The organism is Streptomyces sp. NPDC000151, from assembly GCF_040301705.1.
GTDB lineage: Bacteria > Actinomycetota > Actinomycetes > Streptomycetales > Streptomycetaceae > Streptomyces.
Genome location: NZ_JBEPFC010000023.1, coordinates 40,163 through 56,620 on the forward strand (window position 1 = coordinate 40,163; position 16,458 = coordinate 56,620).

The 16,458-nt window shown below is 69.9% G+C and carries 16 protein-coding genes; 7 read left to right on the plus strand and 9 right to left on the minus strand.

Annotation, left to right across the window (positions count from 1 at the left end; genetic code table 11):
* Positions 1–7: 7 nt before the first annotated feature.
* On the minus strand, positions 8–2,149 hold the full coding sequence (gene kdpB / locus ABT381_RS10405) for a potassium-transporting ATPase subunit KdpB (RefSeq protein WP_351590717.1): 2,142 nt from the start codon (positions 2,147–2,149) through the stop codon (positions 8–10).
* 98 nt (positions 2,150–2,247) lie between these two features.
* Here kdpB and ABT381_RS10410 point away from each other — a divergent pair, with 98 nt between their 5' ends.
* Positions 2,248–3,444 (plus strand): RNA-guided endonuclease InsQ/TnpB family protein, encoded by a 1,197-nt coding sequence (locus tag ABT381_RS10410; protein WP_351590720.1) that lies wholly within the window; start codon positions 2,248–2,250, stop codon positions 3,442–3,444.
* Between the two features lie 28 nt (positions 3,445–3,472).
* Here the strand turns inward: ABT381_RS10410 and kdpA are convergent, their stop codons facing one another.
* From kdpA to ABT381_RS10435, 5 genes are all read right to left on the minus strand, one after another.
* Positions 3,473–5,137 (minus strand): potassium-transporting ATPase subunit KdpA, encoded by a 1,665-nt coding sequence (gene kdpA, locus ABT381_RS10415; RefSeq protein WP_351590723.1) that lies wholly within the window; start codon positions 5,135–5,137, stop codon positions 3,473–3,475.
* An 8-nt stretch (positions 5,138–5,145) separates the two neighbouring features.
* Positions 5,146–5,235 carry a K(+)-transporting ATPase subunit F gene (gene kdpF, locus ABT381_RS10420; RefSeq protein ID WP_351590726.1) on the minus strand — a complete coding sequence of 30 codons (90 nt, stop codon included), beginning with the start codon at positions 5,233–5,235 and terminating at the stop codon, positions 5,146–5,148.
* Positions 5,232–5,366: a hypothetical protein gene (locus tag ABT381_RS10425; protein ID WP_351590728.1), complete on the minus strand. Its 135-nt coding sequence runs from the start codon at positions 5,364–5,366 to the stop codon at positions 5,232–5,234. The genes kdpF and ABT381_RS10425 overlap by 4 nt, the downstream gene beginning before the upstream one ends.
* Positions 5,367–5,489: 123 nt before the next feature.
* On the minus strand, positions 5,490–6,836 hold the full coding sequence (gene lysA, locus ABT381_RS10430; RefSeq protein ID WP_351590730.1) for a diaminopimelate decarboxylase: 1,347 nt from the start codon (positions 6,834–6,836) through the stop codon (positions 5,490–5,492).
* Positions 6,833–7,279: an SAV_915 family protein gene (locus tag ABT381_RS10435; protein ID WP_351590733.1), complete on the minus strand. Its 447-nt coding sequence runs from the start codon at positions 7,277–7,279 to the stop codon at positions 6,833–6,835. Before ABT381_RS10435 ends, lysA begins: the two co-directional genes overlap by 4 nt.
* Positions 7,280–7,614: 335 nt before the next feature.
* On the opposite strand from ABT381_RS10435, the gene ABT381_RS10440 reads away from it, so the two are divergent.
* On the plus strand, positions 7,615–8,154 hold the full coding sequence (locus tag ABT381_RS10440; RefSeq protein ID WP_351590736.1) for a hypothetical protein: 540 nt from the start codon (positions 7,615–7,617) through the stop codon (positions 8,152–8,154).
* Positions 8,155–8,235: 81 nt separating this feature from the next.
* Here ABT381_RS10440 and ABT381_RS10445 read toward each other — a convergent pair whose 3' ends face one another.
* The gene (locus tag ABT381_RS10445; protein ID WP_351590739.1) at positions 8,236–8,430 is read right to left on the minus strand and encodes a hypothetical protein; all 195 of its coding nucleotides are present in this window, start codon (positions 8,428–8,430) and stop codon (positions 8,236–8,238) included.
* Positions 8,431–8,633: 203 nt separating this feature from the next.
* Positions 8,634–9,158, minus strand: coding sequence for an SRPBCC family protein (locus ABT381_RS10450; protein WP_351590742.1), 525 nt, complete (start codon positions 9,156–9,158; stop codon positions 8,634–8,636).
* 252 nt (positions 9,159–9,410) lie between these two features.
* Here ABT381_RS10450 and ABT381_RS10455 point away from each other — a divergent pair, with 252 nt between their 5' ends.
* Complete coding sequence (locus ABT381_RS10455; protein WP_351590745.1) at positions 9,411–9,833, plus strand: hypothetical protein; 423 nt, start codon at positions 9,411–9,413, stop codon at positions 9,831–9,833.
* Between the two features lie 8 nt (positions 9,834–9,841).
* Here the strand turns inward: ABT381_RS10455 and ABT381_RS10460 are convergent, their stop codons facing one another.
* A complete protein-coding gene (locus tag ABT381_RS10460) occupies positions 9,842–10,942 on the minus strand; it encodes a calcium:cation antiporter (RefSeq protein ID WP_351590747.1) in 1,101 nt (366 codons plus the stop codon).
* 154 nt (positions 10,943–11,096) lie between these two features.
* Here ABT381_RS10460 and ABT381_RS10465 point away from each other — a divergent pair, with 154 nt between their 5' ends.
* From ABT381_RS10465 to ABT381_RS10480, 4 genes are all read left to right on the plus strand, one after another.
* Positions 11,097–12,275 carry an acyl-CoA dehydrogenase family protein gene (locus tag ABT381_RS10465; RefSeq protein WP_351590750.1) on the plus strand — a complete coding sequence of 393 codons (1,179 nt, stop codon included), beginning with the start codon at positions 11,097–11,099 and terminating at the stop codon, positions 12,273–12,275.
* 471 nt (positions 12,276–12,746) lie between these two features.
* On the plus strand, positions 12,747–13,190 hold the full coding sequence (locus tag ABT381_RS10470; RefSeq protein ID WP_351590753.1) for a hypothetical protein: 444 nt from the start codon (positions 12,747–12,749) through the stop codon (positions 13,188–13,190).
* Positions 13,191–13,279: 89 nt separating this feature from the next.
* Positions 13,280–15,277, plus strand: a complete 1,998-nt coding sequence (locus tag ABT381_RS10475; protein WP_351590756.1) for a hypothetical protein — start codon at positions 13,280–13,282, stop codon at positions 15,275–15,277.
* Between the two features lie 170 nt (positions 15,278–15,447).
* A complete protein-coding gene (locus ABT381_RS10480; protein WP_351590759.1) occupies positions 15,448–16,047 on the plus strand; it encodes a hypothetical protein in 600 nt (199 codons plus the stop codon).
* The last annotated feature ends 411 nt before the right edge of the window (positions 16,048–16,458 follow it).

Genomic DNA, 16,458 nt, shown 5'->3' on the forward strand with positions numbered 1-16,458 from the left:
TTCTGATTCAACGCAGCCCGGGGACGAGGGAGAGAAGCAGGTCAATGATCTTGATGCCGAGGAAGGGGGCGACCAGCCCGCCGAGGCCGTAGAGCCCCAGGTTGCGGCGGAGCATCCTGTCCGCGCTGGTCGGCCGGTACCGCACGCCCTTCAGGGCCAGCGGCACCAGCGCGATGATGATCAGCGCGTTGAAGACGACCGCGGAGAGGATCGCGGAGTCGGGGGAGGACAGCCGCATGATGTTGAGCTTGTCCAGGCCGGGGTAGACCGCGGCGAACAGCGCCGGAATGATCGCGAAGTACTTGGCGACATCGTTGGCGATCGAGAAGGTTGTCAACGCCCCTCGTGTGATGAGGAGTTGCTTACCGATCTCCACAATCTCGATGAGCTTGGTGGGGTTGGAATCGAGGTCGACCATGTTGCCGGCCTCCTTGGCGGCGGAGGTGCCGGTGTTCATGGCCACCCCCACGTCCGCCTGGGCCAGCGCCGGAGCGTCGTTCGTACCGTCGCCGGTCATCGCGACCAGCTTGCCGCCCGCCTGCTCCCGCTTGATCAGCGCCATCTTGTCCTCGGGCGTGGCCTCGGCGAGGAAGTCGTCCACGCCCGCCTCGTCCGCGATGGCCTTCGCGGTCAGCGGATTGTCGCCGGTGATCATGACGGTCTTGATGCCCATCCGGCGCAGCTCGGTGAACCGCTCCCGCATCCCCTCCTTCACCACGTCCTTGAGGTGGATGACGCCCAGGACCCGCGCGCCGTCGGCGTCCTCGACAGCGACCAGCAGCGGCGTGCCACCCGCCTCCGAGATGGCGTTCGCGATCTCGTCGGCGTCCTCGGCGACCGTGCCGCCCTGCTCCCCGACCCAGGTGAGGACCGAACCGGCCGCGCCCTTACGGATGCGGCGCCCGTCGACATCGACGCCCGACATCCGGGTCTGCGCGGTGAACGCGATCCACTCCGCGTGCGCCAGCTCCCCCTGAGTACGCTCGCGCAAGCCGTACTTCTCCTTGGCCAGCACGACGACGGAGCGGCCTTCGGGCGTCTCGTCGGCCAGCGAGGAGAGCTGCGCGGCGTTCGCGACCTCGGCGGCGGTGGTGCCCTTGACCGGTACGAACTCGGCGGCCTGCCGGTTGCCGAGGGTGATCGTGCCGGTCTTGTCCAGCAGCAGGGTGGAGACGTCGCCCGCGGCCTCGACGGCCCGCCCGGACATCGCCAGGACGTTGCGCTGGACGAGGCGGTCCATGCCGGCGATGCCGATCGCGGAGAGCAGCGCGCCGATCGTGGTCGGGATGAGGCAGACCAGCAGGGCCACCAGCACCACCATGGTCAGGTGCTTGCCCGCGTACGAAGCGAACGACGGCAGGGTGGTCACGGCGAGCAGGAAGACGATCGTGAGCGACGCGAGCAGGATGTTCAGCGCGATCTCGTTGGGCGTCTTCTGCCGGGCCGCGCCCTCGACCAGGTTGATCATGCGGTCGATGAACGTCTCGCCGGGCTTCGCCGTGATCCTGATGACGATGCGGTCGGACAGCACCTTCGTACCGCCGGTGACCGCGGACCGGTCGCCGCCGGACTCCCGGATGACCGGCGCCGATTCGCCCGTGATCGCGGACTCGTCGACCGACGCCACTCCCTCGACGACGTCACCGTCACCGGGGATGATGTCGCCCGCCTCGCACACCACCCGGTCACCGACGCGCAGTTCGGTACCGGGGACGCGCTCTTCGGCGTCCTCGGTGAGGCGCCGGGCCACGGTGTCGGTCTTGGCCTTGCGCAGCGTGTCCGCCTGCGCCTTGCCGCGCCCCTCGGCCACGGCCTCCGCCAGATTCGCGAAGAGGACCGTCAGCCAGAGCCAGCCACTGATCGTCCAGCCGAACCAGTCACCGGGGTCCGTGAAGGAGAACACCGTGGTCAGCACCGAGCCGACCAGGACCACGAACATCACGGGCGACTTCACCATGACGCGCGGATCGAGCTTGCGCACCGCGTCCGGCAACGACTTCACCAACTGCCCGGGCGCGAACATCCCCGAACCGACGCGCCGTTGGCCCTCATGCCCGGTCGGCGGCGGGTCCAGGTGCGGCGCCGGGGTGGGCGTGACGGTGCGCATCGAGTGGTCGTGTTCCGTCTGTTTCGTCGTGTCGGTGGTCATTCCGATTTCTCCATAGCTACTCCACCCATCAGGGTGGCTCGTCGTTCGTCCCCAAACCCCCGCAAAAAGACGGTGGTTGACGTGTTAGCGTGCGGGCTGTGGCGACTCACGTGAAGCGGTCGTTCAAGTGCCGCTTCTATCCGACGGATGCGCAGGCAATGGAGCTGTCGCGCACGTTCGGGTGCGTGCGGAAGGTCTACAACATGGCGCTCGCCGCCCGTACTGAGGCGTGGGCACGTCAGGAGCGGGTCAGCTACAACGCCACCTCGGCGATGCTGACCGCGTGGAAGAAGACCGAAGAACTCGCCTACCTCAATGATGTCTCCTCCGTCCCGCTCCAGCAGGCCCTGCGGCACTTGCAGACCGCCTTCACGAACTTCTTCGGCAAGCAGGCCCAATACCCGCGCTTCAAGAGCCGGAAGAAGTCCCGGAAGTCCGCCGAGTACACCACCAGCGCCTTTCGCTTCCGTAACGGCAATCTGACCTTGGCGAAGATGGCCGAGCCGCTGGACATCGTGTGGTCCAGGCCGTTGCCGGATGACGCGAAGCCCTCGACGGTGACGGTGTCCCAGGATGCGGCGGGGCGCTGGTTCGTGTCCTTGCTGTGCGAAGATCCCACCGTCGCGCAGCTCCCCACCGTCGAGGCAGCGGTCGGCATTGACGCGGGTCTGGATCACCTGGTGACGCTCTCCACCGGGGAGAAGATCACCAATCCGAGGAATGAGCGTCGAGACCGAGCCCGGCTCGCCCGTGCCCAGCGAGAGATGTCCCGCAAGGCCAGGGGTGACGGGGCGAATCGGGCCAAGGCCCGGCGGAAGGTCGCCAAGATCCACGCCCGCATCACCGACCGTCGCCGAGACGGTCTGCACAAGCTCACCACTCGTCTCCTGCGTGAAAACCAAACGCTCGTGATCGAGGACCTGACCGTGCGCAACATGGTCAAGAACCGCGGCCTCGCCCGCGCCATCAGCGATGCCGCATGGCGAGAGCTGCGGACGATGCTGGAGTACAAGTGCGCCTGGCACGGGCGGAACCTCGTGGTGGTGGACCGCTGGTTCCCCTCCACCAAGCTGTGCTCCGCCTGCGGCGCCTTGGCAGAAAAGATGCCGCTGAACGTCCGCGCCTGGACGTGTACTGACTGTGGCACGGCCCATGACCGGGACGTGAACGCGGCGAGGAACCTTCTGGCCGCCGGGCTGGCGGTGACAGTCTGTGGAGCTGATGTAAGACCTCAACGGAAAACTCCGGGCGGGCAGTCGGCGATGAAGCAGAAACCCTCACGGCGCGAGCTGTGAGAATCTCCTCGTTCGCGAGGAAGAGAAGTCAAGACGCCAGTCCTTCGGCGAGGGGGCCCAGCGCGAGGGCGGGGAAGTAGGTCAGGCCGGTGATGATCAGGATCGAGCCGGTCAGCAGGCCGGTGAAGAGGGGTTTCTCCGTGCGGAGGGTGCCCGCGGTGGCCGGTGTCGGTGTCTGTTCGGCGAGCGAGCCGGCCAGTGCGAGGACGAAGACCATCGGCAGGAAGCGGCCGAGGAGCATCGCCAGGCCGATGGTGGTGTTGAACCACTGGGTGTCGGCGTTGAGCCCGGCGAAGGCCGAACCGTTGTTGTTGGCGCCGGAGGTGTAGGCGTACAGGATCTCCGAGAAGCCGTGCGCGCCGGTGTTGGTCATGGAGTGGGGCGGGGTGGGCAGGGCCATCGCGGCGGCGGTGAAGCACAGCACCAGCGCCGGGGTGATGAGGATGTAGCAGGCGGCCAGCTTGATCTGACGGGTGCCGATCTTCTTGCCCAGGTACTCCGGCGTGCGGCCGACCATCAGCCCGGCGAGGAACACCGCGATGATCGCCATGATCAGCATCCCGTACAGGCCGGAGCCCACGCCGCCGGGCGCGATCTCGCCCAGCTGCATGCCCAGCATCGTGATGCCGCCGCCGAAGCCGGTCAGCGAGGAGTGGAAGGCGTCCACGGCACCGGTCGAGGTCAGCGTGGTGGAGACCGCGAAGAGGGCGGAGCCGCCGATGCCGAACCGGGTCTCCTTGCCCTCCATCGCGCCGCCCGCGGCCTGGAGCGCCGGGCCGCCGTGGTGGAACTCCGTCCACATCATCAGCGCCACGAAGCCCAGCCAGATGACGCCCATGGTCGCCAGCAGCGCGTAGCCCTGCTTGAGGGAGCCGACCATGCGGCCGAAGGTGCGGGTCAGGGCGAAGGGGATGAGCAGGATCAGGAAGATCTCGAAGAGGTTGGTGAAGCCGTCGGGGTTCTCGAAGGGGTGGGCGCTGTTGGCGTTGGCGAGGCCGCCGCCGTTGGTGCCCAGCTCCTTGATGACCTCCTGGGAGGCGTAGGCGCCGCCCTGCCACTGCTGGTGGCCGCCCAGGAACTGGCCGACCTCGTGAATGCCGGCGAAGTTCTGGATCGCGCCGCAGGCGACCAGGACGAGCGCGCCGAGCACCGAGATCGGCAGCAGGATGCGGACGGTGCCGCGCACCAGGTCGGCCCAGAAGTTGCCCAGTTCGCCGGTGCGGGACCGGGCGAAGCCGCGTACGAGGGCCACGGCGACGGCCATGCCGACCGCCGCCGAGACGAAGTTCTGCACCGCCAGGCCGCCGGTCTGCACGACGTGGCCCATGGCCTGTTCGCCCGCGTACGACTGCCAGTTGGTGTTGGAGACGAAGGAGGCGGCGGTGTTGAACGCCTGGTCCGGGTCGATCGAGGCGAAGCCGAGCGAGCCGGGCAGGGAGCCCTGGAGCCGCTGCAGCAGGTAGAGGAAGAGGACGCCGGCCGCGGAGAAGGCCAGCACGCCGCGCAGGTACGCGGGCCAGCGCATCTCCGTGTCCGGGCGGGCGCCGATGCCCTGGTAGATCCACTTCTCCACCCGCAGGTGGCGCGGGGAGGAGTAGACCCGGGCCATGTAGTCACCGAGCGGGCGGTACGCGAGCGCCAGCGCGGCTATGAGTACCAGCAGTTGGAGCACGCCGGCAAGTACGGGGCTCATGTCTGTGCTCAGAACCTCTCGGGATCGATGAGGGCGAGGACGAGATAGCCCAGCAGGGCGACGGCCACGACGAGGCCGACGATGTTTTCGGTGGTCACAGCTTTGCGACCCCCTTGGCGACGAGGGCCACCAGCGCGAAGACCGCGAGCGTGGTGACGACGAAGGCCACGTCGGCCATGGAGAGCTCCTGATTGAGGTAGGTCGGGAAATGAACGGATGGTGAGAGCAAAGCGCCGTTTTGAGCCATCCCCGTGCCCGTTGACGGCTCCCTTACGAGCGGCGGCCCGCCCTTGACGCAACCCATACGCGCCCCGCTCCGAGCCGCGGAAAACCGGTGCGGAGGGTGGCGGGGCTATCGGCCGACGTCGCGCCTGCTGAGGTCGGCCAGGGTTTCGCGGCGTACCAGCAGCCGGGCCTCGCCGCCTGCCACGGCGACCACCGGCGGACGGCCGACGAGGTTGTACGCGGAGGCCATGGACAGGTGATAGGCGCCCGCAGCCGGTACGGCGAGCAGGTCGCCGGGCCGGATGTCGCCGGGCAGCGGGACCCCGGCGGCGAGCACATCGCCCGCCTCGCAGTGCCGGCCGACCACGGTCACCGGGGCGGGCTCGGCGGGGGAGTGCCGGCCCACCAGGCGCGGCGCGTAGCGCACCCCGTAGAGCGCGGGCCGCGGGTTGTCGCTCATCCCGCCGTCCACGGCGACGAAGGTGCGCGCTTCGGTGCGCTTGACCGCGAGCACCCGGTACAGCGCGACGCCCGCGGGGCCCGCGACGGCCCGGCCCGGTTCGATGACGAGCCGGGGCACGGTGAGCCCGGCCGCCGCGCAGCTCTCGATCAGCTCGTTGCGTACCTTTCCGGCGAGCGCGGGGACGTCCAGCGCGGGCTCGCCCGGCCGGTAGGCGATGCCGTGCCCGCCACCGAGGTCCAGCTCGCGCGGCACCATGCCGTGGGTGTCGCGGATGCGGGCCATCAGCCCCACCATCCGGCGCACCGCCGCGAGATAGGGCTTGGCGCTGGTGATCTGTGATCCCAAGTGGCAGTGCAGACCGGCCAGTTCGAGAGACGGCTGGGCCAGCACCCGGGCGACGGCGTGCTGCGCGCTGCCGTCCGCGACCGACAGGCCGAACTTCTGCCCCTCGGTACCGGTACGGATCTTCTCGTGCGCCCCGGCGGCGATGCCGGGCACCACTCGGATCATGACTTTGAGGCGGTCCCGGCCGCCACCGGCGGCGGCCGCCAGCCGGGCGATTTCCGAGGGGCTGTCGATGACGATGCGGCCCACACCGAGGCGCAGCGCGGCCTCTAGGTCGTGCGGGCTCTTGGCGTTGCCGTGCAGCACGATGCGCTCGGGCGGGACGCCGGCGGCCACCGCGAGTTCCAGCTCGCCCGCCGAGCAGACGTCCAGGCCGAGTCCTTCCTCGGCCACCCAGCGCGCCATGGCCCGGCACAGGAACGCCTTGGCCGCGTACAGGATGTCGGCGTCCGGGAACGCCTGCGCATACGTACGGCAGCGGGCCCGTACGTCGTGCTCGTCGAGCAGGTAGAGGGGCGTGCCGAAGCGTTCGGCGGCCGCTGCGAGCGGCACCCCGCCCACCGCCAGGTCGCCCGAGGGCAGCGGCACGGTGGTGGTGGGCCAGACGGACAGCTCGTACGGGCCGGCCGGCGCAGCCGAGGTGGGTGGCAGGTCGACGGTGGTCATGAGGCGCGTCCCCGGACGAGGAACGGGCCGGCGGGCGCGGTGGCGCGGGCCGGAGCGGCGGAACGAGCCGGAGTGGTGGTGCGGGCCGGATCGGTGGCGCGGGCCGGAGCGGTGGAACGGGGCCCGGCGGCGGCGCGGGGTCCGTCGGCGGTGCGGGGGTTCGGGGCCGTGAAGCGGGGGTCGACGGTGACGCGGGTGATGCCCAGCGGCGCGGTGAGGGCGCGCAGCGCCGGTTCGGCCAGCCGGATCCACGGCTGGCCGGGACCGAGCGCCGAGACCAGCCCGCGCTCGGTGGTGAAGCCGACGGCGGTACGGCCGCCGAGGGGCGTACGGCACAGGCGGGCCGTGTACCCCATGGGTCCCGGCCGGACCGGTACGTACAGCGGTCCGTCCGGGACGGGTTCGAGGGGCTCCGGGTCGTCGGTGAGCGCGGTGTCCGCCATGGTGTTCTCCCCTTGAGGCGCGGGCTTGAAGGCGATGGCCCCGGCACGGTGAGGGCGTGCCGGGGCCATCGCCGACGCTATGCCCGGGGAAACGGGCGGACCGGCGGTCCATGACGCGACGCTGACGGGGGAGGGGCCGCTCCTGACGGGATGCTGACGCATCGCGAGTCCTGCCGGCGGGTTGCCTCCGCTTCCGGGGCCCGGTGGGGCGGCGGCGCCATACAGTGACGCACCGTCAGCGGACCGTCAACGCTCGGCCTGTACCGCATCAGCAGCGCATCAGTACGGCGTCAAAGCGAGAGGCATTCGCCGGCCGGCTCTCTAGCGTCGGCACCATGGACATGGACCGCATCCACGAATGTCCGCAGCCGCCGGACGCCGTGGCCCACGACTGCCGGTGGGCCGCCGGGTTACGGGACGCCTGCCTGTGCGCCGCCACGCTGCTGGGGCTCCTGCTGCTGCTCGACGGCGGTACGGGGCGGCTCACCCCGCCGCGTGCCGTGCTGTGGGCCGGGCTCGCGGCGCTGCTGTTCGCCGTGCTGCTGCCGCCCCGCGTCAGCGCGGGGCCCGGCTGGCTGGCCGTGCACGGGCTGCTGGGGGAGCGGCGGGTCAGGACCGACCTGCTGGTGTCGGTGCGCCGGCTGGACGGCGTCGCGCAGCGGCTGGTGCTGCGCGACATGCGCGGCGGCCGGGTCGAGATCGACCCGGCCGTGCTCACCGGCGATCCCGCGCTCTGGCGGTTCGTCGCGGCGGGCGCCCGGACGTCGGCCGAGCGCGGGCTGCTGCTGTGCGGCACGGTGGCCATGCGGCAGCTGGCGCGGCACGTCGACAGCGAGACGGCGCGCCTGGTCTTCAAGGTGTCGGGGCTGCGGTAGGCCGCCGGTACGTCATCGTCCTGGGTACGTCGTCCTCGCTACGTCCTCGGTACGTCATCGTCCGTGGCCCGCCGTGCCGCGTCAGCGGTCCCGGCGCCGTTCCGTGTCCCGGTCCTCGTCCTCGCCCTCCGCCTGCGAGGGCGTCGTACGGGGCACGTCGCGGTCCCGGCCGCGCTCGGCGCCGCTCCGCTGCCCCCGCGTCTTCTCCGGCCCCTGGCGCTCGCCTTCCGCCTGCGAGGGCGTGGGCGTCTGGTCCTGCGGCTCTCTGTCCCGCATGTGCGGCCTCCCGGTCGATATCCCGGCCCCGGTCCTGCCCGGTTCCTGCCCGCGTTCCTGTCGGCGTTCCTGTCCGGATCGCGGTCGTCGAGTACCCGGACAGGAATCCGTACAAACCGAGCCAAACGCGCCGTACGCAGGGGGTCGCGTCAGGGGCTTGGGCGCAGGCTCATCAGCCCTCCGAGGGGCTTGGGCGCGGGCTCTCAGCCCTCCGCGAGCGCCTTGATGCCGGTCAGGGTCGCCTCCATGCCCGCGCGCAGCTCGGCGAGCCGGGCCTCGATCAGCTGCTCCTCCCGGTCGGGCAGGCGGGCGATGATGACGCTGAGCCCGGAGGCGCCGGGGCCGACGCGTACGGAGTGCCGCAGCAGGACGTGGTCGGAGGCCGTCTCCAGCTCGAAACGCCAGGTCGCCATCGCTTGCGCGGGGTCCGCCACCGGCGCGCCGAACCGGCCGCCGGCGTCCAGGACGGCCCAGCCGAACTCGCGCTCGGCGGCGACCGCCACGATCTGCGAGACGGTCTGCCACTCGCCGATCTTCGGGTGGCGGTTGTGTCCCGTGAAGCGTGCGCCGGGCGCGGGCGCGGTGGCGCCGTCGAGCCATTCCACGCGGTGCAGTTCGGGGCTCAGCCGGGCGGGCAGGCCGATGTCGCTGACCAGCTCCCAGACCCGCGGCGCGGCCGCCGCGATCCGTATCTCGCACTCGGCCGCCGGGCCGTCCGCATAACGCATCGTGTGTCCTCGTCTCCCTCGGTCGAGGAGAAGGTACTGGCCGCGGGGCCCGGCGGCAGCGGCGGGGTGGCCCCCATGGAGCCCGCCACCTACGTGCGCCACATACACGCTCGGCTCGGGCAGCACCGTGACCGTGCGGACGGGGGCCCCGCGGGAGGCCGCGAGCGTTGCGGGACGCCTCCGGGCGCGTGATGATGGCTGCCTGGGAGCGGCGGCGCCGGGCGCGGCGCGCCGGCCACAAGGGAGCGAGCCATGGCCGAACCGGGTGACCTGCGGCAGACGTACGCATTCAGCTGCACCGGATGCGGACACGCCTGGAAGCAGACCTACGACATCGTGATCGTCACCGACCTCGCGGGCGAGCGCTCCCAGGAGTACCGCATCGAAGGGCGCAGGGTGCGTTCCCCGCTGACCTCGCCGGTCTGCCCGCACTGCGAGAGCCGGCGGGTGCACGCGGTGCCGGTCGGGCTGGCCGAGCGGGCCCTCCAGGCGGAGACCGCGCCGCAGTCCAGCCCCGAGCGCCATGAGCACACGCCGCACATGCCGCACGGCCCCCATTTCCACCTGCGGCGCCACTCCGGCCGGACGCGCACGGAGGGCGACCCCGCGCAAAGCCGTATCCAGAGCCGTACGCAGGACCGCGCGGACCTGAAGGACGAGCCGCCCGCTCCGTAAGGCAGTCGCTAGGGGCTGACCGCCAGCACCAGATATGCCGCCAGCAGGGCCAGGTGGACGCCGCCCTGGAGGGGCGTGGCGCGCCCCGGGATGACCGTCAGGGTGCCGACGACCACGGTGAGGGCGAGCAGCACCATGTGTGTCGCGCCGAGTCCGAGGACGAGCGGGCCCTTCAGCCAGATGGACGCCGCGGCGACCGCGGGAATGGTCAGGCCGATGCTCGCCATGGCCGAGCCGAGCCCGAGGTTCAGACTGGTCTGCACGCGGTCGCGGGTGGCGGCCCGTACCGCCGCGATGGTCTCCGGCAGGAGTACCAGCAGCGCGATCACCACGCCGACCACCGAGGACGGCAGCCCCGCCGAGGCCACCCCGGCCTCGATCGTCGGGGACACCGCCTTGGCCAGCCCGACCACGCCGACCAGCGCGAGGGCCAGCAGGCCCAGGCTGGTCAGGGCGGTGCGCCGGGTGGGCGGATCGGCGTGGTCGTCCTCGTCGATCACCGTGCCGGACGCGGTCACCGGGAGGAAGTAGTCCCGGTGCCGCACGGTCTGGGTGGTGACGAAGAGCCCGTAGAGCACCACGGCCGCGAGCGCGGCGAAGATCAGCTGTGCCGGTGCGAACTCCGGGCCCGGTTTGCTCGTGGTGAACGTCGGCAGGACGAGGCTGAGCCCGGCCAGCGTGGCCACGGTCCCGAACGCCGCGCCCGTGCCCTCCGGGTTGAACACCGCGACCCGCCGCCGCAGGGCGCCCACCAGCAGGCAGAGTCCGACGATGCCGTTGCAGGTGATCATCACGGCGGCGAAGACGGTGTCGCGGGCGAGCGAGGCGGACTTGTCCCCGCCGTCGGTCATCAGGGTGAGGATGAGCGCGACCTCGATGATGGTCACCGCGACGGCGAGCACGAGCGACCCGAACGGCTCGCCCACCCGGTGGGCCACCACCTCGGCGTGGTGCACCGCCGCGAGCACCGCGCCGGCCAGGAAGCACGCCACGAGGGCCACGACCGGACCGGGCAGCGAACGGCCCCAGGCGAGCGCGAGCAGGACGACGGCGAGTACGGGGAGGGCGGCGGTCCAGTGGCCGGCGACCGCCCGGACGGTACGCAGCATGGCTCGACCTTCTCAGATCACCCGGCGGGCTGCGCGCGGAAGTGGGGCGCGTCCGCCCCTTCCGTATTACTGGAACACGTTCTACCGTGCGGGCGACCCCACGGGCCGTCAGTCCACGGCAGGGACGGGCCGTCAGACCGGGACAGGAGGGGCCGTGCACCTCGAATACACGCCCGAACAGCAGCGGCTGCGCGCCGAACTGCGGACCTACTTCGCCCAACTGGTGCCGGACAACGCGTACGCGCGGTACGCGGCGCCCGCCGAACGGAAACGCTTCTACCGCGAGACGGTCCGCCGCCTGGGCGCCGAGGGCTGGCTCGGCGTCGGCTGGCCGAAGGAGTACGGAGGCCGCGGCCTCACGCCGATGGAGCAGTTCGTCTTCTTCGACGAGGCGGCCCAGGCGGGCGTGCCGCTGCCCCTGATGGCGCTGAACACCGTCGGCCCGACGATCATGAAGTACGGCACCGACGAGCAGAAGGCGTACTTCCTGCCGAGGATCCTCTCCGGCGAGATCGACTTCGCGATCGGGTACAGCGAACCCGACGCGGGCACCGACCTGGCGGCCCTGAAGACCCGCGCGGTGCGGGACGGGGACTCCTACGTCGTCAACGGGCAGAAGATCTGGACCACGAACGGGGACACCGCCGACTGGGTGTGGCTGGCCGTCCGCACCGACCCCGAAGCGCCGCCCCACAAGGGCATCAGCATGCTCCTCGTCCCCACCAGTGACCCCGGCTACTCCTGCACCCTCATCAACACCCTCGCCGGCCACGACACCACCGCGAGCTACTACGAGGACGTCCGCGTCCCCGTGAGCCGCCGGGTCGGCGCGGAGAACGAGGGCTGGCGCATCATCACCAACCAGCTCAACCACGAGCGCGTCACCCTCGCCGCGCACGGCACGATGGCCATCCGCGCGCTGCACGACGTCCAGCGCTGGGCCATGGACACCAAGCTCGCCGACGGCCGGCGCGTCATCGACCTGGGCTGGGTCCGCACCCGGCTGGCCCGCACCCACACCAGGCTGGACGCCCTGAAGCTGCTGAACTGGCGAATGGTCGACGCGCTCCAGCGCGCCGCCCTCACCCCGCAGGACGCCTCCGCCGTCAAGGTGTACGGCTCCGAGGCGCGCCGCGACGCCTACGCCTGGCTGCTGGAGGTGGTCGGCGCGGCCGGGCCGCTGAAGGAGGGCTCGGCGGGCGCGGTGCTCCATGGGGAACTGGAGCGCGGTTACCGCTCCGCCGTCATCTTCACCTTCGGCGGCGGGAACAATGAGATCCAGCGGGAGATCATCTCCTGGATCGGCCTGGGGATGCCCCGCGTGCGACGGTGACACGGTGTTGCGACCAGCAGACCGGACTGAATGTGTCCGCGGGCGAAGCCGTTGCCCTGGAGAGCTCCAGCGCCGGCTAGCGCCCAGACTCGCGGACATGTGGCCGTCGCAAGTGTCATAAGCATCCCATGAGGCACCTCAGCATCATGCGCGTGGTGGAGCCCCTGTATGCCCACTCCTATGCGCAAAGATTCCTTGCTCTGTCCGCTTTCAGACAAACTGCCAAGGGCGTGCTCTGGCTAAGTTGCGCCGTGTCTCGGTTTGCGGCGGCATCCTGTGCTGCACGTTCCGTCGGTCCCGTCCGTGTGAGGCGAGAGGTCTTCCTGCGCGATGGCCTGTTCCAGCTGGGTAGGAATTTCGGATTCCGATATGTAGCAAATACTTTCGATTGCGAGGTCTCATGCCCGCGCCCACCCTGATGTGTCGAATATGCCGCCGGCGCCTGCTGCTCAGCTGTGCGGGCGCAACTTCATGGGGGACACGTCGGACATCATGCAGGTCGCGGGTGTCGGAGCTGCCGCTTTGGTCACCGAGATGGTCAAGAGCACCTGGGATTCCGTACGGGGAGTCGTGGCGCGACTGCTGCACCGGGACGGTGAACAGGGCGCGGACCAAGTGCTGCGGCTCGTTGACACGGCCCGGCAGCAACTCGTCGACAGTCCCGAGAACGAGCGCGCCTCGGTGGAGGAACGGCTGCGCGGTGAGCTGATGATTCAGTTGGCAGCCTTCCTGCAGCGGCATCCGGACGCAACAGCGGAGCTGCAGGAGTTCGCGGACCAGGTCCAGGGGCCGGACGAGGCGCCCGGGGCCCGCACGAGCGTGCACCACAACACCAACAGCCAGGTCGTCATCTCCGCTGGCGCGATCAATGCCTCGGGCGGGTTCCACTACCGCACGCCGGAGGCAGGCCAGTGAGCGACGACTCCACCTTCGGCCCCGTACCGCCTCCGCCCGGTCCGCCTGCTCCACCCGCCGCTCCACCTGCTCCCGGATTCCGTGTGGACGTGGGCAACAACCAGAACTCGAAGATCATCGTGGCGGCTGGGTCCGTCACCATGACCAGCAAACCTCAGCTGCCCGTGGCGGACATCCCCCAAGCCGAACTTGATGTCGTGGAGCTGGCCTGGGTGGACTTGAGCGCCCGGGACGAGAAGGTCCGGACGGCGGACGAGGCCATCGAACGCCTCACTCGCGAAGCGTCACGCTTGGCCGTCGTAGCCGGCCCCTTCGGCTACGGCAAGCGCACCGCCGGGCTCAAGGCCCTGGCGGAGGTCTCCCGAAGAGAGAAGGAGACGCGGGGCAAGCCTCTGACCCTGCAGGAGATCCGCCCCGACTGGGAACGACCGGGCTCGCCCGACATCTCCGTGTTGCCCGACGAACCAGGTAGGGGCTACTTGCTGGACGTCGCGGCCGAGATCGGCTCGTGGCACAACCCCGGCAACGTGGCCGAACAGCTGATCAGCTACGCGGAAAAGCTCGTCTACCTGGGTTCGTACCTGGTTGTGATCGCTGACGACCACGGGTGGCCGGACGACTCGGGAGCACTCGCCCGCGTAGTCGTCCGCACGACGACACGGCCTTCCGCACTCCGCGTGGCCAAGGCGCACTTGGAGTCGGTGCACCGCAAACCGGACCGGGTCCGATTGCTGAGCACGACCACCGGGAATGTCGAGCAGGCCAGTTCAGCCGCACATCTACTTAACGACAGCAGCCGCCCGGCAGACGGTGTACGCCTCGCCGCCGCGCTCGCCGACGGCGACGGAACCCCCGAGAGCCTCAAGACGGCCCTGGGCACGTTCCAGCAGTGGCACAAAGATGTCCAAGGAGTTTTCAAGGCAACGGACGAGGCCCCGGAAGACCGAGCCCTGCTCGTCTCTGCCCTCTTCCTCGACGGTAAGGATGCGCTGACCATCCAGAGCGGTGCCCGACTCCTGCTCAGAGAGCCCGACAAGACGGATGTCCGCGCGATTCTGACCGGACCCGACCTGACCACCCGCTTGAAGAAGATGGGAGCCAAGGTCACCGGTCGCACTGTCACCCTCGAACACAAGCCCGGTTACGCCCGAGCTGTTCTGCTGCACCTGTGGCAACAGCGCGCCGACATCCACCCGCCCCTGCTGAAGTGGCTCGACACCGTCACCGCCCCGAAGGGACTCGCTGCCGACCGGCTGGCCGACATCGGCGACCTCCTGGTCGAACTGGCCATCGCCGAGAACGACATCCGCGTGATCGACCAGATCCACGCCTGGATCGACAAGGGCGACAACAGCACCGAACATCGCGAGCTGATCGCCCGCGTCCTCACCGTCGCAGCCGAATCCGACACGTTGGGGGCAGAGGTCCGCGCCCTGCTGCTGGACTCGGCGCATGACGCATCCCAGGCCGTGGCCACGGTCGTCGCATTGGTCTGCCAGGGTGAGTTCGCCGAACACTACCCACGCCAGTCACTTGTGCGACTGCGGCACATCCTCGACCGGCCCGGTACTGACGAGGCCGTGCTGACGGCGCAGGACGCGCTGCGGGACATCGCCGCCCGTGAAGGTCAGTTGCCACGCGTGTGGAGCACCGTCATCAAGTGGGCCACCGAGAAGAAGCATTTGGCGGGCCACCGGGCGTTCCTCTCACTCCTGGACCCGAGCGTCGACCCGTACGTCCTACAGGTCATGCTCGCCGCCGCCCAACAGGATGCCGACATCAAGGAAGCCCTGGTGGAGGGCTGGAACGTGGCCCTGGCCGACTCCCGGGTCGACGTCGAATGCCGGGGCCTCCTCGTCGCCTGGGCCCGAGCACGGGAATCGGAGCAGGTGCCGGAAGACACCATCACCGAAATCCTGAACGAAGTCGTGGTGCAGCACCTGTACTCCACGCCCATCTCGGCCCTGATCTTCGGCGAACCCGGCGTGGCCAATGACTCGGCCGTCATCGAACTGCGAAAGGACCTCAGGCTGCCGCCGTCACTCTCCGCGGCCCTTCCCGACGAGCCCACATCCGCGAGGTCCTGACGGTGGCGATCTCCCGATGGGCACGACGCCGCACCCGTAGACGGGTGCGGCGTGGCCTGACCCGCTTCGACGCCCGACTGCGAAGTTCCTGTCCCGGCATAGCCTTCACATCCCGGATCACAGCCCGTGTCCTCACCGAGCCCCCCTTCCCGGATACGGACGAGGGGATCGTGAGCGCTGCACGAACAGCGCTGAGGACTGCCGCGGAAGATGTGTCCAAGACGTGCGATCCGGCGGACCTGGCAACCGCATACGACCGTGTCGCAAACCACCTGAACCGAGAGCGCACGTTGCCCACTGAGCCGCCCGTCGTCTTCCGGGCCGAGCTCACTCTCGATCTGCTGTCCGACGACAGGGAAGCTGTCGCGGCCCTGCTCGCAGCGCAGCGCAAGCAAGCCACAGCAGACATCCTGCGCCAGCAGAAGGCGAAGGCGGTAGCGGCGGAACTCGCCGACCCCGCTGCCCTGCTGGTTCGTTGGGTCGAGCGGGACGACGCCGACTGGTCGAAGATCCCCTCACTCACCGGGGAGGTGAAAACGCTAGCGGAAGTCTTCGCGCAGTACCGTCCGGAACACGAGCGGACGGTCGAGTATCAGGCCGTTGAAGTCCTGCGCGAGTTCCTGAGCAGTTTCCCTGACCACGCTCAAAAGCGCATGCTCTACACGCTCCTGGCAGCCGGCATGGAGGGCGCACAGCGTCCCCACCACGCAGCGAAGGTCCAGGCGATACTCAACGGGCGTGCGCTCCCCGACGCTTCAGGCAACGTATGAACTACTCCTCGAAGCGCGCTCACTTGTGGTGCTCGCCGGCGTCACGGATGAAGACCTCTCTGTGGCGGTGCCTGCTCGCACCGCGTACGAGCTGGCGAGCCTGGCGACTGACACGATCCCCCGACGGGAACGTCAGCTTCGACGCCGCCTGGCGGCGCGTCCGCATCGACCTGTACCCCGACGAGATGCCCTACCGACACCATGGTCACCTGCCGGAAGGTGCCAACCCACATAGCCCTCGACTACCGGACACGTAGTCCGGTACGCCGCGGGATGACGCGGGCGTGGCGCAAGCTCATCAGGAGGGCGTCACGGCACCCTCCTCATTCTCTTCGCGAGGGCCCTTCTGGCTGTCCAACTAAGCGAAAAGACCGCCGTAGTTAGCTCCAATCAGCAGGCCCCAGAGCTCCA